This window comes from Streptantibioticus cattleyicolor NRRL 8057 = DSM 46488, from assembly GCF_000240165.1.
GTDB classification, from domain to species: domain Bacteria; phylum Actinomycetota; class Actinomycetes; order Streptomycetales; family Streptomycetaceae; genus Streptantibioticus; species Streptantibioticus cattleyicolor.
This window is the reverse complement of sequence record NC_017586.1, coordinates 4,198,868-4,213,038: the sequence shown is the minus strand read 5'-3', so window position 1 is coordinate 4,213,038 and position 14,171 is coordinate 4,198,868. Positions and strand designations below refer to the sequence as shown.

Annotated in this window: 13 protein-coding genes and 1 pseudogene; 7 read left to right on the top strand and 7 right to left on the bottom strand. The window is 69.7% G+C overall.

Going from position 1 to position 14,171, the window contains the following annotated elements:
* Position 1 precedes the first annotated feature (1 nt).
* Positions 2–1,357 carry a hypothetical protein gene (locus tag SCATT_RS18590; protein WP_014144652.1) on the bottom strand — a complete coding sequence of 452 codons (1,356 nt, stop codon included), beginning with the start codon at positions 1,355–1,357 and terminating at the stop codon, positions 2–4.
* Between the two features lie 223 nt (positions 1,358–1,580).
* On the opposite strand from SCATT_RS18590, the gene SCATT_RS18585 reads away from it, so the two are divergent.
* The 5 genes from SCATT_RS18585 to SCATT_RS18565 all read left to right on the top strand — a co-directional run bounded on the left by SCATT_RS18585 (position 1,581) and on the right by SCATT_RS18565 (position 6,119).
* Positions 1,581–2,330, top strand: a complete 750-nt coding sequence (locus tag SCATT_RS18585; protein WP_014144651.1) for a hypothetical protein — start codon at positions 1,581–1,583, stop codon at positions 2,328–2,330.
* A gap of 81 nt (positions 2,331–2,411) precedes the next feature.
* Complete coding sequence (locus tag SCATT_RS18580; protein WP_014144650.1) at positions 2,412–3,323, top strand: phosphotransferase family protein; 912 nt, start codon at positions 2,412–2,414, stop codon at positions 3,321–3,323.
* Between the two features lies 1 nt (position 3,324).
* A complete protein-coding gene (locus SCATT_RS18575; protein WP_014144649.1) occupies positions 3,325–4,017 on the top strand; it encodes a class I SAM-dependent methyltransferase in 693 nt (230 codons plus the stop codon).
* Between the two features lie 35 nt (positions 4,018–4,052).
* A complete protein-coding gene (locus tag SCATT_RS18570; RefSeq protein ID WP_014144648.1) occupies positions 4,053–4,598 on the top strand; it encodes an HAD domain-containing protein in 546 nt (181 codons plus the stop codon).
* A gap of 300 nt (positions 4,599–4,898) precedes the next feature.
* Entirely contained in the window at positions 4,899–6,119 is a 1,221-nt protein-coding gene (locus SCATT_RS18565; protein WP_014144647.1) for a DNA sulfur modification protein DndB, read from the top strand.
* A gap of 126 nt (positions 6,120–6,245) precedes the next feature.
* Here SCATT_RS18565 and SCATT_RS18560 read toward each other — a convergent pair.
* From SCATT_RS18560 to SCATT_RS18540, 5 genes and pseudogenes are all read right to left on the bottom strand, one after another.
* A pseudogene (locus SCATT_RS18560) lies at positions 6,246–6,521 on the bottom strand (Tn3 family transposase); the annotation flags it as partial.
* 53 nt (positions 6,522–6,574) lie between these two features.
* Positions 6,575–8,272: a relaxase/mobilization nuclease domain-containing protein gene (locus SCATT_RS18555; RefSeq protein WP_014144645.1), complete on the bottom strand. Its 1,698-nt coding sequence runs from the start codon at positions 8,270–8,272 to the stop codon at positions 6,575–6,577.
* Positions 8,262–8,813: a hypothetical protein gene (locus SCATT_RS18550; protein ID WP_014144644.1), complete on the bottom strand. Its 552-nt coding sequence runs from the start codon at positions 8,811–8,813 to the stop codon at positions 8,262–8,264. The genes SCATT_RS18555 and SCATT_RS18550 overlap by 11 nt, the downstream gene beginning before the upstream one ends.
* 315 nt (positions 8,814–9,128) lie before the next feature.
* On the bottom strand, positions 9,129–10,382 hold the full coding sequence (locus SCATT_RS18545) for a DUF3631 domain-containing protein (protein ID WP_014144643.1): 1,254 nt from the start codon (positions 10,380–10,382) through the stop codon (positions 9,129–9,131).
* Between the two features lie 520 nt (positions 10,383–10,902).
* Positions 10,903–11,097, bottom strand: a complete 195-nt coding sequence (locus tag SCATT_RS18540) for a helix-turn-helix transcriptional regulator (RefSeq protein ID WP_014144641.1) — start codon at positions 11,095–11,097, stop codon at positions 10,903–10,905.
* A 121-nt stretch (positions 11,098–11,218) separates the two neighbouring features.
* Here SCATT_RS18540 and SCATT_RS18535 point away from each other — a divergent pair, with 121 nt between their 5' ends.
* Positions 11,219–11,719 (top strand): helix-turn-helix transcriptional regulator, encoded by a 501-nt coding sequence (locus SCATT_RS18535; protein WP_014144640.1) that lies wholly within the window; start codon positions 11,219–11,221, stop codon positions 11,717–11,719.
* 24 nt (positions 11,720–11,743) lie between these two features.
* Entirely contained in the window at positions 11,744–12,862 is a 1,119-nt protein-coding gene (locus tag SCATT_RS18530; RefSeq protein ID WP_014144639.1) for a tyrosine-type recombinase/integrase, read from the top strand.
* A 108-nt stretch (positions 12,863–12,970) separates the two neighbouring features.
* Here SCATT_RS18530 and ychF read toward each other — a convergent pair whose 3' ends face one another.
* Positions 12,971–14,059 carry a redox-regulated ATPase YchF gene (gene ychF, locus SCATT_RS18525; protein ID WP_014144638.1) on the bottom strand — a complete coding sequence of 363 codons (1,089 nt, stop codon included), beginning with the start codon at positions 14,057–14,059 and terminating at the stop codon, positions 12,971–12,973.
* Positions 14,060–14,171: the final 112 nt, after the last annotated feature.

The window sequence follows — 14,171 nt, the reverse complement described above, 5'->3', positions numbered from 1 at the left end:
GTTAGGCGAGGGCCTCGCGGGCGCGGCGGGCGAGATCGGCGGCACCGGGCACCTTGCGCCGCTGGTAGACCGCGAGCGTGGAGCGGATCGAGGTGATCGCCTTGCGGGTCCTGATGGAGGTCATGCCCTCCATCAGGACCAGGGCCTGAGTCCAGGCGGCGACGGCTTCGTCGGCGCGGGCCTGGGCCGCGAGGCTGTCGCCGAGGTAGGCGTGAGTGAGGGCGTGGACGCGCTTGTACTTCTCCGGGTCCCAGCGGGTGAGGGCGTCGCGGTGCTGCTGTTCGGTGCCGATGTGGTCGGCGAGGTCGGTCAGGGTGCGGGCGGTGTGGCTGGCCACGGTGCCCGCGGCGGGACCGCTGACGCGGGAGTAGCTGGGCTGGGGGCCGTCGTCGCGGAGGAGGGCGTCCTCGGCGGCGAGCAGCGCGCGTGCGGCCGACGGGTTCTCGTCGGTGGCGGCGTAGGCGCGGGCGTGGGTGATGTGGAGGAGCGCCTCGGTCTGGCCGTCGACGTGGCCGAGACCAGTGCGGAGGGCGCCTTCGACGAGGTCGACGCAGTGGTGGGGCTGTTTGAGGCTCAGGGCCTGGTGGGCGAGGGCGCGCATCATCCAGGCTGCGTGGCCGTGGGGGTCGGCTTCGCAGGCGAGCTTGTAGCCGACCTGGTAGTAGCGCTGGGCGGCGCCTTCCTGGCCGAGGTCGTGGTGCTTCCACCCTGCGAGGTAGGCGAGTTCAGCGACGGCGCCGAAGGCGGTCCGGCGTAAGGCTTCGCTGGGGAAGCGTCCGCGCAGCATGGGAGCGGCGGTGTCGGCGAGGTACGCGGTGACGGTGGTCAGGCCGTGCCCGCCGCCGAGGCGCTCGTCGGCGGCGCTGAAGGCCGCGGTGATCTGGCGTACGACGTCCACGTCCTCCGCCCCGACCAGGGACGTACCAGTGCGGGCGCGGAGCATGCGGGCGGTGGCTTCGTGGTCGTATCCGAGCGGCATGGCGACGCCGGCGGTGGTGAAGGCCGCGATGGCGAGGAAGCGGCGGCGCTCGACATCGGCGCGGCCCAGGTCGGTGGCGGCGAGGACAGGGTCGGATTCCGCCGGCGCTTCGTCATCGCTGGCCTGGAGACCGATCTCGGTCTGGGTGACCGTGCGCCCCGCTCGGCGGGACAGCGCCTCGGCCAGGTACTGACCTACCCGGCCGGACGGGGCACGGGTGCCGTTCACCCAATGCGAGATGGCCGACTTGTTGGTCTGGAGGATCTCGCCGTTCTCGGCGGCGATGCGCCGCACATCTCTGGCGAGAGCCTCGTAGGTGCAGCCGACCGCGTCGATGGCATCGCGCAGACGGGAGTTGGGTTCTCTCTGCGCCGCCACGATCGCCTCCGTCCTGGAGCTGTAAACCGCGTATACCGCTTCAACTGCCTTCCACCGTACCCACTGAGCGTGACCACCGGTTCACTTATCAGCAGCTGCCCGGAACGGCGCGACCGTGATCCAGGCTCCCCCTTGGTCCGGGCGGCACCCCGAAGTTCCGTACGCCCACACCAGGCTCGGGCATTCCTGTGCCCGAACCCGGCCGATCAGAGACGGAGACACGGTGACCACCATCGACACCACGGCCATCACGGTCGAGCTGCCCGAGGCGTTCGACCCGCGCTGGAGCCGCCTGCCCGGCATCCAGGTCGACGGCCGACGCATCACGATCGACCCGGCCAAGTACTTCTTCCGCTTCGAGTCGAACACCTGGCTCGTCGCCGACTGGGAGCTCGTCAAGTCCCAGCTCCTCAACGTGGACGAGACGACCGAGAGCGCGGTCGAGCAGCTCGCGCTCGACTTCATCAAGCAGCACAGCGAGTCCACGTCCGACGCCGCCCGCGTCCTGGCCACCGCGTACGAGGTGTACGCGTACCTGTTCCGCGAGGAGCACCTGGCCGGCCTCGGCCTGCCGCAGATCACCGCCGACCACCTGCGGATGCTCCGCGAGGCCGCCACGCTCATGGCGCTCAACAAGGTCGAGCTGGACGGGCACATCTCCAACGTCGGCCCGTGCTGGTTCTTCCCCGCCGCCACCTCCGTCGTCTTCGACCTCGACGACGAGACGGGCGGGATGCTCGACGAGGTCTACCACGGCGGCTGGTTCAACGAGCACCGCCGGATCGAGTCCATCAAGGCCCACGCCGCGCTCGGCGGCCGGCTCGTGCACGGCTGTCAGTCCGTGCCGGACCAGTCCGGCGGCGTGGTCGCGCCCTACGGTGCCTCGATGGCCAACTTCCGCGACGACCTCGCCGCGTTCAAGGCGAGCTGGATCGAGCAGGTCTACGCCCACCGCGTGAACCCCGCCGCGTAACCCACCTCCCGATCAGGCTCCGGGGCGGGCCGGCATCCCTCGCCCGCCCCGGACGCCACCACCCCTCCCCGGAGCCCTCCCGTGACCACAAACCCCAGCGCCGAACTCCTCGACAACCTGCTCACCATGGCCGGCCAGACCACTGCCGTACGGGAGGAGGTACGCGTGTGGTCCATGTCCGGAGTCGAGCGCGTCACCTTCCCCGACGGCACCACGGCGATCTTCAAGTACGCCAAGAAGCCCTTCGACAGCGAGGACCAGGCCCTCCGCCTGGCCCACACCCTCGGCGTACCCGTCCCCCAGGTCCACGCCTCCGCCGTCCTGGACGGCTGGCTCGGCATGCTTATGGAGGACCTCGGACCCTCCGTACGCGAGGCCGACGACCTCGACGGCGTCGCCGCGGCCGTGGTCCTGCACGGCACCCGTACGGCTCCATCCTTGCCCGTCCTCGACCAGGACCGGCTGCGCACGCTGCCGGCCAGGTCGCTGGAGCATCTCGAACGGCTGCGCAAGGGCGACCGGTGGCAGGACGCCGACGACGTCGCGGACGCGCTCGACCGAATCGCCCAGGCCGCCGAGGCCCGCTCGGCCGGAGCGCCGCTGGAACCGTTCGGCTGGGTGCACTCCGAGTTCCACCCCACCAGCCTCCACATCGGCGAGCGCGGCTGGCGGCTGCTCGACTTCGCCCGCGCCTTCACGGGTCCCGGCCTGCTCGACCTCGCCAGCTGGCACGGAACCATCGATCCCCCGCACCCCGTGCGCCTGCGCGTCTTCCTGGAGCAGTACGTCACCGCCGGCGGCACCCCCGACGCCCTCGCTCCGCGCGGCGGGCTCACCGCCGAGAACTGGGCCCTGGGCTGGCACCGCATGTGGGCCGTCGAGTGGTTCATGGAGCAGGCCATCCGCTGGATCAACGACCCGGCAACCGACCCCGCCTACATCAAGGCCGTCCGCCGCCACCTCACCGACGTCCTCCACCTCCTGGAGATCTGACGTGCTCGCCCAGGCATCCCCCTGGCACGCCCACGCCCTCCAACGCACCGCCGCCGGACTCGCCGAACCTCTGGCAGTACCCGCCCGGATGGAGTGGACGACGAGACCCGGCCAAGGTCCCGGCGCCGACGTCCTCGGCCCCGACCTGCGCGGCAAGCGACTCCTGGAACTCGGTTGCGGCCCTGGCCACAACGCCGCCCACCTCGCCACCCGCCATGGCGCCCGTGCCACCGGCGTCGACCTGGTCGGCCTCCAGGTCCGCCGCGCCCGCTCCCATTACGGACGGCTGAACAACCTCACCTTCGTCGCCGGTCACGCCCTGCACTACCTGCACGCCTCCGACGAGCAGTTCGACGCGATCTACTCCGTCTTCGGGGCCATCGGCCTCGTCGCCCCTGAGCTTCTGCTGCCAGCCATCGCGCAGCGCCTCACGCTCGGACGAGTGCTCGCCTTCTCCGTCCCCCACCCGCAGCGTGGTGGCCGAAGCCCCTCGGGCGACGACCGGCCCCGCCGCGACTTCGTCACCCTGCCCGACCGCACCCGGCTCCCCATCGCCCGATGGGAGTTCGACACCGACCGCTGGGAGAGACACCTCAGCCGGGCGGGCTTCTGGCTCACCTCTGCCCAGGAGTTCCACGACCCCCGCATGGGCCACTGGCCCACCACCCTGCTGATCCGCGCCCGCAAGCTCTGACCAGCCACCCGCCCCGGCTTCCCCCGGAGGAACCGATGCGCCCGCCCTACCTGCTCCTCGACATCGACGGCGTCCTCATACCCTTCCCCGACGAGCACGGCTCGACCCCGGCCACGCACGCCCGCCACGTCGTCGTCCCCGCCGGCCGCAGCGCCGACAACCCGGTCACCGTCTGGCTCAACCCCGACCACGGCCGCCTGCTCATGGACGTCATCCGCACCGGCCTGGTCACCCCGGTCTGGTGCACCAGCTGGCGCCGGGACGCCACCACCCTCATCGGCCCGCTCCTCGGCCTTCCAACCCTGCCGTACGTCGATCTCCCGCGTCCGCAGATCACCACCAGCCACCCCAACGGCTACCTGTGGAAGCGTGACCACGTCGACGCCTGGCTGGGCGACGCCCCCGCCGTCTGGATCGACGACGACTTCACTGGCCTCGACCACGCCTGGGCGGCGGAGCGCACCGCCAAGGGAACGGCGACTCTCCTCGTTCAGCCCGCTCCCCACCTCGGGCTGCAGCCCGAGCATCTGACTGAGGTGGCAACGTGGGTCGCGCAGTTACCCACAGCCCGCGCCGTCTGACGACTGGTGCCCTCGCTGCCACGAGCACCGAGGCCACCAAGGTGCGCTGTGGGCCCTGCTTGCGCCTGGACGCCGTTCAGCTTCTGGAACGGGATGGCAGCTTGCGGCGGCTTCGGCCTTCCACAGCAGGGAGTTGCGCCGTTGAGGTCGATCTTCTGCTGACTCACCGAGGTTCGCCGCCACCTTGTTCCGGAAGACAGTCCGCCACTTCTTAAATGCCATCACATGATCTTGTCGGCGCATGTAACTTCTTAGCCGTCACATCAACTTCTAGTTGTGCGAGTTAAGGAGTTACTAGGTATGGAGATGTCCGTTGACCCTCGCCGCCTCAGCGGCGTGAAGCGAGAGTCCACCTACCTCGCGATGCACTCCATCCAGGGTGGCCGGGACGTCTACAGCGTCCGCATCCCCCTCACTGACCTGACCACCCTGTTCCCGCTGCCGGACCCCGAGGACCCGGACGAGGACAATCGGCGCGTCAACCTGCGCCACGCCAAGGAGTTCGGGCTGTACCTCGCGAACCCCCGGTGGGTGGCTCCGGCCCTCCTGGTCCGTGACGCCGGCGGCTGCACCTTCGATCCCCTGAAGGGCTCGAATGGGGAGATCGGCTATCTGACGATCCCGTGGACCGACTCCGGCCTGTCTCTCATGCTGACCATCGACGGTCAGCATCGGCTCCTCGGCGTGGACCTTGAGATCAAACGAGTGGCACACGAGATCCAAGGCATTGACCGGGCCCTGGCCAAGGGCGGCCTCAAGTCCGACCGGGTGGAGAAGCTGAACACGCAGAAGGCCAAGTTCGTCGGAGAGCTGGAGCGGCTGCGGGCGGAGTCCATCGGTGTGGACATCTACGCGGAGAAGGACGGGGCGCTCGCCCGGCAGATGTTCGTGGACGTCGCCGACAACGCCCGCGGCATCTCGGCTGCGGTCAAGTCCCGGTTTGACTCCTCGAAGGTCGCCAATCGCACTCTCGACCACGTCATCCGTCACGCTCTCCTGAAGGGGCGCGTGGACATGGAGCAGGACCGCATGACCAAGACGAACCCGAACCTGATCGGGGCCAAGCATGTCGCCGACGTCAGCCGGGGTGTGATGTTCGGGACCGGCCGCACGAGCAAGGCCAAGGAGGCCGCACTCGAAGACAACGAGGTCGTCGCCGCCGTCCTCGACTTCCTCGACTGCATCACCGAAGCCTTCCCGGACCTCACCGCCGTCGCCGAGGGCACTCTCTCTCCGCAGGCGCTGCGTGAGAACTCGCTCCTCGGATCGGTCGGCATGCTCCGCGTCCTCGCGGCGGTGTTCCACAACCTGCGTTCGGACGGCGTCGAGACCGAGGCCATCACGGCCCACTTCCGCAGCCTCGCCCCCGCCATGGGGGCGCCGGTGGAAGAGGTGTCGATCTGGCGAAAGGATCCGAAGACCTCGGAGTCTTTCGAGGTCGGCGCGTACGCGCCGGTGATGCGCCAGCAGAACATCAGCTACATCGTGGAGGCTGTCACCAGCTGGTACAAGAAGCGCTGACAGATCACCGCAGGCTTGCGGCCGCCCGGCCAATGATCGGGCGGCCGCCACCATATCTGGGGGCACCGCGGGCTGCGGCCGCGCCGCGCACTGGGAGGGGTGCTCGCGGACGGTGGCCAAGACCGTTCAATTTTCATCGAGCCCGGGCGCGTCCGGGTCGCGCAACGACCGCAGCACACGGCGAAGCTGTAGCTGCCCAGCGGATTGAGGTTACGGTGCTTGAGCAGGACATCCGCGCGATGCCCTCGTCCCAGATCTCGGGCCCCTCGGCGTGAAGCTGGGCGACGGCGGCGTCGATGTACCGGGTCGTCCAGAGCACCACGGCGTTCAGGACCAGGCCGAGCGCGCCCAGCTGGTCTTCCATGCCGTCCCGGTCTGGTGGATGGTGCCGCGCTTGCCGTTGTCTCCGACCCGATGCCCCGCCACCACGCGCAGCAAGGGCATCTGACCGGAGATCAGCGGTGCCGACTGCGCTCTTCGGGCCTCGTAGCCACTGGGGTGGCCGGAGTGTGTGGCGTGGCGGACATGGACGACGTTCCACTGATGGTGCTTCGGCTGCGAGCCGCTTGAGCCCGCCGGTTCGGCTGAGCCGTGATGCGCCAGTTGAGGACCTCGGCGGGGCGCTCCGCGCTGTCGAGTTCCCGCTGGGTGCCCACCTCCGCCAGGAGACGTCGGGGGTTGTGGCCGGCGGTCTCGGCCTGGGCGAGGGTTGTGGTCAGGGCGGTCCAAGTGGGGTCGGCGAGGATCCGGTCGGCGTGGTCGGGGAGGGCCGCGCGCACGTCTTGCTCGAAGCGGCGGGCGGTTGCGGCTCGTGGTGCGCGGCGGGCCAAGTCGGCCAAGACGGGTGTGGCGGCCTGTCGGTAGCCCGCCTGGAGGTGGCGGAAGGCTTCCTCGGCTGCCGCCGCCTGCTGTTCGTGGCCGCGCTGTTCGTGCCACTTGGCGGCGGCGCGGGCCAGGTGCACGGTGGCGAAGAGCAGGGCGATCGCGAGTCCGCCCGGCTCGTTGGAGGCGTAGGCAAGTTCCTTGGCGGCCTTGAGCAGGGCGGTGGCGGCCTGGTGGTCGGCACGGGTGGCGGAACGGCGGGCGCGGTTGAACGCCATGGCCGCTGCCCGTAGTTCCGCCCGGTGTGGGCTGGTCGTGGTGCTGGCGATGTTGCACAGGGCGTCGCCGAAGGCGGCCAGGTGGCCCTGGGCGGCGGCATCGTCATCGGAGTCGAGGACAGTGCGTGCCGCGTGTATGGCGGTGGTGGTGTGCCGCCATGGGTCGGCGGGGTCCGCCACATACCGCGGGTGGTCGGCCACCTTCTGGTCGGGGAGGCGTTCGCGTAGGCGGTTGATGGAGAGGTCGCGGGCGAGTTTGGAGCCGCCGTACCAGACGGGTTCGCCGGCCGCGTTGGTGTCGCCGGGGGCGGCGAGGCTGTAGCCGATCACGTCGCCGGTCTCCGGGCCGAGGCGGGTCTTGACCTTGATGCCCAGGGACTGCAGCACGGTGATGTAGTCGGCTTCGGTTCGTACGGCAGCGGCGACCGCGTACGCCTGCTCGCGCAGCCAGTGCCGTGCCGTGACCGTCTGGCCCTGGCGCTCGGCCTTGGCGCGTTCGGCGCCGGTGGGGGTGCGGGGCGCGGTGAGGTCGCCGGACTTCAGGCGGCGCAGGCCGAACTCGGCCTCGATCTTGCGGCACTCGGCCTGGGCGCGCTGTCCGTCGTGGTGGGTGCGCGGGCGGCGGCCGTCGGCGCGGACGGTGGTGGCCATGATGTGGATGTGGTCGTCGGCGTGACGCACCGCGATCCACCGGCATGCCTTCTCGTCGCCTTCGGGGGCGATGCCAGTGGCGTGAACGATGCGGCGGGCTACCTCGGCCCACTCGGTGTCGGTGAGGTAGCGATCGCCGGGCGCGGTGCGGACCGGGCAGTGCCAGACGTACTGAGGTGGTTTCTTGCCGCCCAGCTCGCGGGTGCGCAGGTCGACGTGGTGGTCGAGGCGCTTGGCCAGCAGGGTGTAGCTGGCCTCGGGGTCGCGGCCGGGGTCGGCGGCGCCGGCCATGTCCCAGGCGGCGACGATGTGAGCGTCGGTGTGTTCGTCTCGGCGGCCGGGGCCGAAGAGGTAGACGATCAGTCCGCGTGTGTCGGATCCGGTGGAGACGTCAGGAACCATGCGCGGTGCCTTCCGTCAGGAGCTGGTCGCTCAGTCGGTAGCTGTTCTCGGCCGCTTGCTCGACGCGGTCCAGCACTGCCTCGGCGCGTTCGGGCACGGTTCCTCGGTGGATGGCTGCGGTGATCTGGTTGAGGTTGCCGCCGATGCGGTTCAGCGCGACCGTATGTGCCTCGACGGCCTCGATCAGCGGGCGGACCGGGTCGTCCTCCGGGCTGCCGACGAGTCCTGCCTTGCCCAGGGCGACGGCGAGGGCGGCGTCGCCGACGAATCCGGCGAACTTCTGCCCGCGCTGGTGAGCGGCGGCGCTGATCACGCCGACTGCGGTCCGCGTGAAGCGGATGGTCTTCTCCTGGTCGCGCTTCTCCACGGTGCGCTTGCGGTTCATCAGTGCGGGCAGGGCGGGGGCATCGGGATCTCGCCAGGAGGGCTGCTCGATGGGCGGTTGGACGTCGGTCGGCGGCTGGGTGCGGAGGTCGGCGGAGTCGGCTATGACCCCCTCCGGCTCGGGCGCCCCCTGGCGCTCGGCCTTCTCCTCCGCCACCCCTGGGGCGGGGGCAAGCGCGGACGAAGCCTCGTTAGAGGCTCGTTCGCTCCAGCTTGCTGCTGATCGGCGGGTCAGGCCGAAGAATCCCTTGCGGCGGCGGGTGGGGGAGTTGTCGGTGCTCGGTTCGGGCATGGTGGTGCTCCGGTGGTCGTGTGGGGTGGGGCTTCGTCACGTCCGTTGCATCCGTCCCGTAGCTGGTCAGGACAGGTACGGAGGCGGTCGAAGGTACGGAGTGATCCGTATCGGCGAGGAAGTCCGTCCCCGCGCTGACCTGCGCGGGGACGGATGCGACGGATTGATACGGAGCTGGTGTCAGCGAGTGGACCTGGGGCCGGCAGGCCCGCCTGGCGGGCCGATGGGCAACGTCCCCGAGGGAGGGGCCGGTGGCTTGCCCTGGGCTCGACGTGCGAGCGTGGCCTCGTTGGCTGCGGGGGCCGGTTGGGCGGGGTCGGGGCAGTAGCGGGCCCAGGCGTCGAGGAACTGGTTGCGGGCATACGCCTTGGCCTGTCGGCCGTTCTCGAAGCGGTGGTTGGCCGGGCTGATGCCGAAGTCGCGCAGCAGGTTGGCCAGGTGGTAGGCGTTCAGGCCCTTCGTCCCGTACTCGCCCCACGGCGCCTCGGCGTCCTGGACGAGGGCGGCGAGCAGGTCGTGGCTGCGCAGCGCCTCCGTGTCGCCCTGGTGCTCGAAGACACGGCGGATGTCCCGGAGCAACCGGGTCTTCAGCGTCGTCTGCTCGTCATGGACCACCTCGTTCCTGGTCATCGCCAGGCAGGCCGCACGGGCTTGGACGGGCCAGTGGCCGCCGGCGAGGTCGGCGACGATCACCAGCGGCTCCCACGTATCGGCGGCGCGGTCCTCGACCGGCATCGGTGGCACCAGGCGGTGCGCTGTCCCGCGTAGTGGGGTCAGCCATGCGGCCAGCCTGTCGCGCAGCGCGTTCAGTTCCGGGACGGAGTGCCGGGAGCGGAAGGGAGCGACCTTCTCGCCGGGCTTGCGCTTCTGCATGCGGAGCACGACGGCACGGTCCATGATCGTGTCCGGCAGGTCGCCGATGCCTGCCAGCGCGGCCATGGCGAAGGTCGGGAACGCGGTCGGCTTGTGTTCCGGGCCGGAGATCCGCCAGGCGGGGCGGTTGCGCTGGTGTCCGGCGTTCAGCAGGCCCCGGAGGTCCTCCTTGTCACCGGCCTTGGGGCCGAAGATGGTGTCAGCCTCGTCCACCAGCAGCGTCGGCGGGTCCTCGCCGATGATCCGGAAGACCACCGCCGGCGAGGTGTTCACCGTCATCATCGGCCGGGACACGGTCTCGTGGAGCACGTCCAAGACCCGGGACTTGCCGCACCCCTTGGTCGGCCCCACCACCGTCAGGCGCGGCGCATGCTGGAGGGCGGGCTGGATATGGGAGGCCGCCACCCACAGGGTGACCGCGGTCAATGCCTCGCCGCTCGGCAGCACCACGTACCGGCCGATCGCCGCGTGCAGGTCGTCCAGCAGCGCGGCTCCCTCGTCGGCCGTCTCGCCGCCCGTACCAGCGCGGTCCCCGGTCCCCGATCCGCCGTCGGGGACCACGGTCCCCGCAGATTCGTGGGGACCGTGGCTCTCACCATCGGCTCGGGGCGCGCCGTACTCGCCCGAAATTCGGGGACCGGGTTCGGGGACCGGCGGACCGAAAGTCTCCACCCGGTCCCCGGCTTCCGCTCCGGCGGGACCGGTCCCCAAGACGCTGACCTGCGCATGCTCCGTGCTGGGGAAATTTCGGTCCCCGACCGGAACGCCCGTCGGAGTATCGCCGCTGGCGGGTGCAGCCGGGGACCGTGACTCCTTTCGGTCCCCGCTTCGGTCCCCGTTGCGCCAGGGGACGCCCTGGCCGGGGACCGCAGCGGTAGGCCAGACGACCTTGTGGGATGTGTTCGAGGTGGAGGGGGACGTAGAGTCCTCCATCGACGTTCCTCTCAGGTGAGGGACGGGACGGGCAAGGTCCCGACCTTCACCGGTTCGTTCGTTCAGGGATGGGCGACGTGCAGGGGAATCTCCGGCCCTCGGCGTTGGCGCGCCGGGGGCCGTTGCTGTGTCTGGGCCTGTCGGTGGCTCACGAGGCCAGGTCCCATTCGTCCTGGCCGTCGATCAGCGTGCGCTCGTACCGCAGCAGCTCGGCCTCGGGGTACAGGACCCGCTTGCCGACCTTGATGCCGCGCGGCCCCTTTCCGATGTGGCGCCAGTAGCGGACGGTGCTCTCTGCTGTGCGGTAGCGCTCGGCGACCTCGGCAGTGGTCAGGTATCGCATGCATTCCCATTCGACTAGGTGGCGATTCGACCTGCATAGAGTTGTACCTCGAGATCGGCGGTTAACCAAATCGGGAAGCCCATGTTTCAATTGGGATAGCGAAGGTGACGATGGAGGCGTGATGGCAGGCGACAGGCCCGAGGGCGGCGAAGTACCGCTGCTCTACAGCGAAGGGAACGTGGCCGCGCGCGTGGCCTTGGAGCGCGAGGTCAGAGGGTGGAGCACGACCGAGCTGGCCGAGCGGGTGACCAGAGCCGGCGTCAAGATGAACCAGACAGCGGTCTGGCGCATCGAGAACGGCACCCCCCGTCGGCGCATCAACCTCGACGAGGCCCTCGCCTTCTCACGCGTCTTCGAGCTTCCTCTCGAAGAACTGATGTCCCCGCCCCTGGAGGGGCTCGACATCGACAGCCGGCGCCTCGTCCAAGAGGCCGTCGAAGCGTTCTACGAGGCCCGAGACGCGCGCGACCGCCTGCACCACGCCGTGGTCGCCATCGCCGACCACATCAAGGCCCACCCCGACAGCTCGCGGGCGATCCACGAGCAGTGCCTCCGCCTCATGGGTGACGAGCGGGACGCTCGCACCCTCAGCGGTGACATCGAGGACGGCGGCCACTACTGACAACCGACACGAAGGAGAGGCCACTTGGCCAACATCCAGAAGCGCCCCAACGGCAAATGGCGGGCCCGCTACCGCGACCTCGACGGCAAGGAGCATGCCCGCCACTTCGAGCGGAAGATCGACGCCCAGCGGTGGATCGACGAGGTCACTGCCAGCCTGGTCACCGGTCAGTACGTTGACCCTCGATCGGCGAAGAAGCCCTTCAAGGAGTACGCGGAGGAATGGCGGGCCATCCAGCCGCACCGGCCTTCCACGGCCAAGGCGGTGGCCCAGCACCTGCGCTGCTACGTCTACCCGGCCTGGGAGAAGCGGGCACTCGGCGCCATCAAGCCCGGCGACGTACAGAGCTGGGTCACCGGCCTCACCACCACGCACGGGCTGGCCGCCAGCACCTCACGGACGGTTTTCAACACGGTCAACGCCGTCTTCCGGGCGGCCGTTCGTGACCGGATGATCCCCCACAACCCCTGCGCCGAGGCGAAACTGCCCTCGGTACCACGGAAGAAGATCGTGCCCCTGGCCGTCGAGCAGGTACGGACGCTGTCCGAAGAGATACCCGCCCGCTATAAGGGCCTCGTGCTGCTCGGCGCGGCCACCGGGCTCCGCCCCGGCGAGTTGTTCGGCCTCCAGCTCCAGCACGTGGACCTGCTGCACGCGACCGTCTCGGTCGAGCAGCAGATCCAGCAGACCGCCAAGCACGGCGTGTACGTCTGCCCGCCCAAGACCGATCGCTCGCACCGCACGGTCCCGCTCCCCCGCATGGCGGTGGATGCGATGAAGGCCCACCTGCGGGACTTCCCCGCCGATGGGCCCGAGGGCTGGATCTTCACGGCGCCGCAAGGCGGACCCGTGGTCTACACGCACTTCATGGACGGGTCCTGGCGGCCCGCCTGCGCGAAGGCCGGCATACCGAAAGGCACCGGACCTCACGCCCTCCGGCATCACTACGCCAGCCTGCTGATCAAGCACGGCGAGTCCGTGAAGACGGTCTCCGAGCGACTTGGCCACACCAACGCGGCCATGACGCTGAACATCTACACCCACCTGTGGCCCGACTCCGAGGAGCGGACCCGGGCCGCCGTCGACAAGGCGTACGCGGACCAGTCCGCCGATGCCCAGCCGCAGGTCGATGAAGCGGCGTAGCCGCTCCCCCGAGCGCTGATCGAAGTCAGCACGCTGCGGACTCTGTGCGGACCGCAAAGGCCGCCCAACCCGCTCCGTCGCAGGTCAGACGGCCTTTCGCCAGACGTATTAGACGTTGAACCGGAACTCCACCACGTCCCCGTCCTGCATGACGTAGTCCTTGCCTTCCATGCGGGCCTTGCCCTTGGCGCGGGCTTCGGGGATGGAGCCGCAGGCTACGAGGTCGTCGAAGGAGACGATCTCGGCCTTGATGAAGCCCTTCTGGAAGTCGGTGTGGATGACGCCGGCGGCCTCGGGGGCGGTGGCGCCCTTCTTGATCGTCCAGGCGCGGGCTTCCTTGGGGCCGGCGGTGAGGTAGGTCTGCAGGCCGAGGGTTTCGAAGCCGACGCGGGCGAGGGTGGCGAGGCCGGGTTCGTCCTGGCCCATGGACTGGAGGAGTTCGAGGGCCTCGTCGTCGTCGAGTTCGATCAGCTCGGATTCGATCTTGGCGTTGAGGAAGATCGCCTCGGCGGGGGCGACCAGGGCGCGCTGCTCGTTCTTGAAGTCCTCGTCGACGAGTTCTTCCTCGTCGACGTTGAACACGTACAGGAACGGCTTGGTGGTCAGCAGGTGGAGGTCGTGGAGGAGGACGCCGGTGTCGGTGCCCTTGGTGATGCCGGCCGAGAAGAGGGTGCGGCCTTCCTCCAGGACGGTCCGGGCCGCTTCGACCGCGGCGAGGACGGCGGCCTTGTCCTTCTGCAGGCGGGCTTCCTTGGTCAGCCGCGGCAGGACCTTCTCGATGGTCTGCAGGTCGGCGAGGATCAGCTCGGTGTTGATCGTCTCGATGTCGTCCTTGGGCGAGACCTTGCCGTCCACGTGGACGACGTTCTCGTCCTTGAAGGCCCGGATGACCTGGCAGATGGCGTCCGACTCACGGATGTTCGCCAGGAACTTGTTGCCCAGGCCCTCGCCCTCGCTGGCGCCGCGCACGATGCCGGCGATGTCGACGAAGTCCACGGTGGCGGGGAGGACCCGCTGCGAGTCGAAGATCTCGGCGAGCTTGGTCAGACGGGGGTCGGGAACGCCCACGACGCCGACGTTGGGCTCGATCGTGGCGAACGGGTAGTTGGCCGCCAGTACGTCGTTCTTGGTCAGGGCGTTGAACAGGGTCGACTTGCCGACGTTCGGCAGGCCGACGATTCCGATCGTGAGCGACACGTGGCGACTTCCCGGGGCGAGGACGGAGAAAATGACCGGCCCGTTGCGGACCGATCCCCCAGTCTAAGCGGCCCGCGCCGCACCCCACGGCCCCGTACGCCACGCGACCCCT

Excerpts from the sequence above, each read along its gene's own strand:
- SCATT_RS18555 (WP_014144645.1), bottom strand. The coding sequence starts at position 8,272 with ATGGTTCCTGACGTCTCCACCGGATCCGACACACGCGGACTGATCGTC.
- SCATT_RS18540 (WP_014144641.1), bottom strand. The coding sequence starts at position 11,097 with ATGCGATACCTGACCACTGCCGAGGTCGCCGAGCGCTACCGCACAGCA.
- SCATT_RS18535 (WP_014144640.1), top strand. The coding sequence starts at position 11,219 with ATGGCAGGCGACAGGCCCGAGGGCGGCGAAGTACCGCTGCTCTACAGC.
- SCATT_RS18570 (WP_014144648.1), top strand. The coding sequence starts at position 4,053 with ATGCGCCCGCCCTACCTGCTCCTCGACATCGACGGCGTCCTCATACCC.
- SCATT_RS18565 (WP_014144647.1), top strand. The coding sequence starts at position 4,899 with ATGGAGATGTCCGTTGACCCTCGCCGCCTCAGCGGCGTGAAGCGAGAG.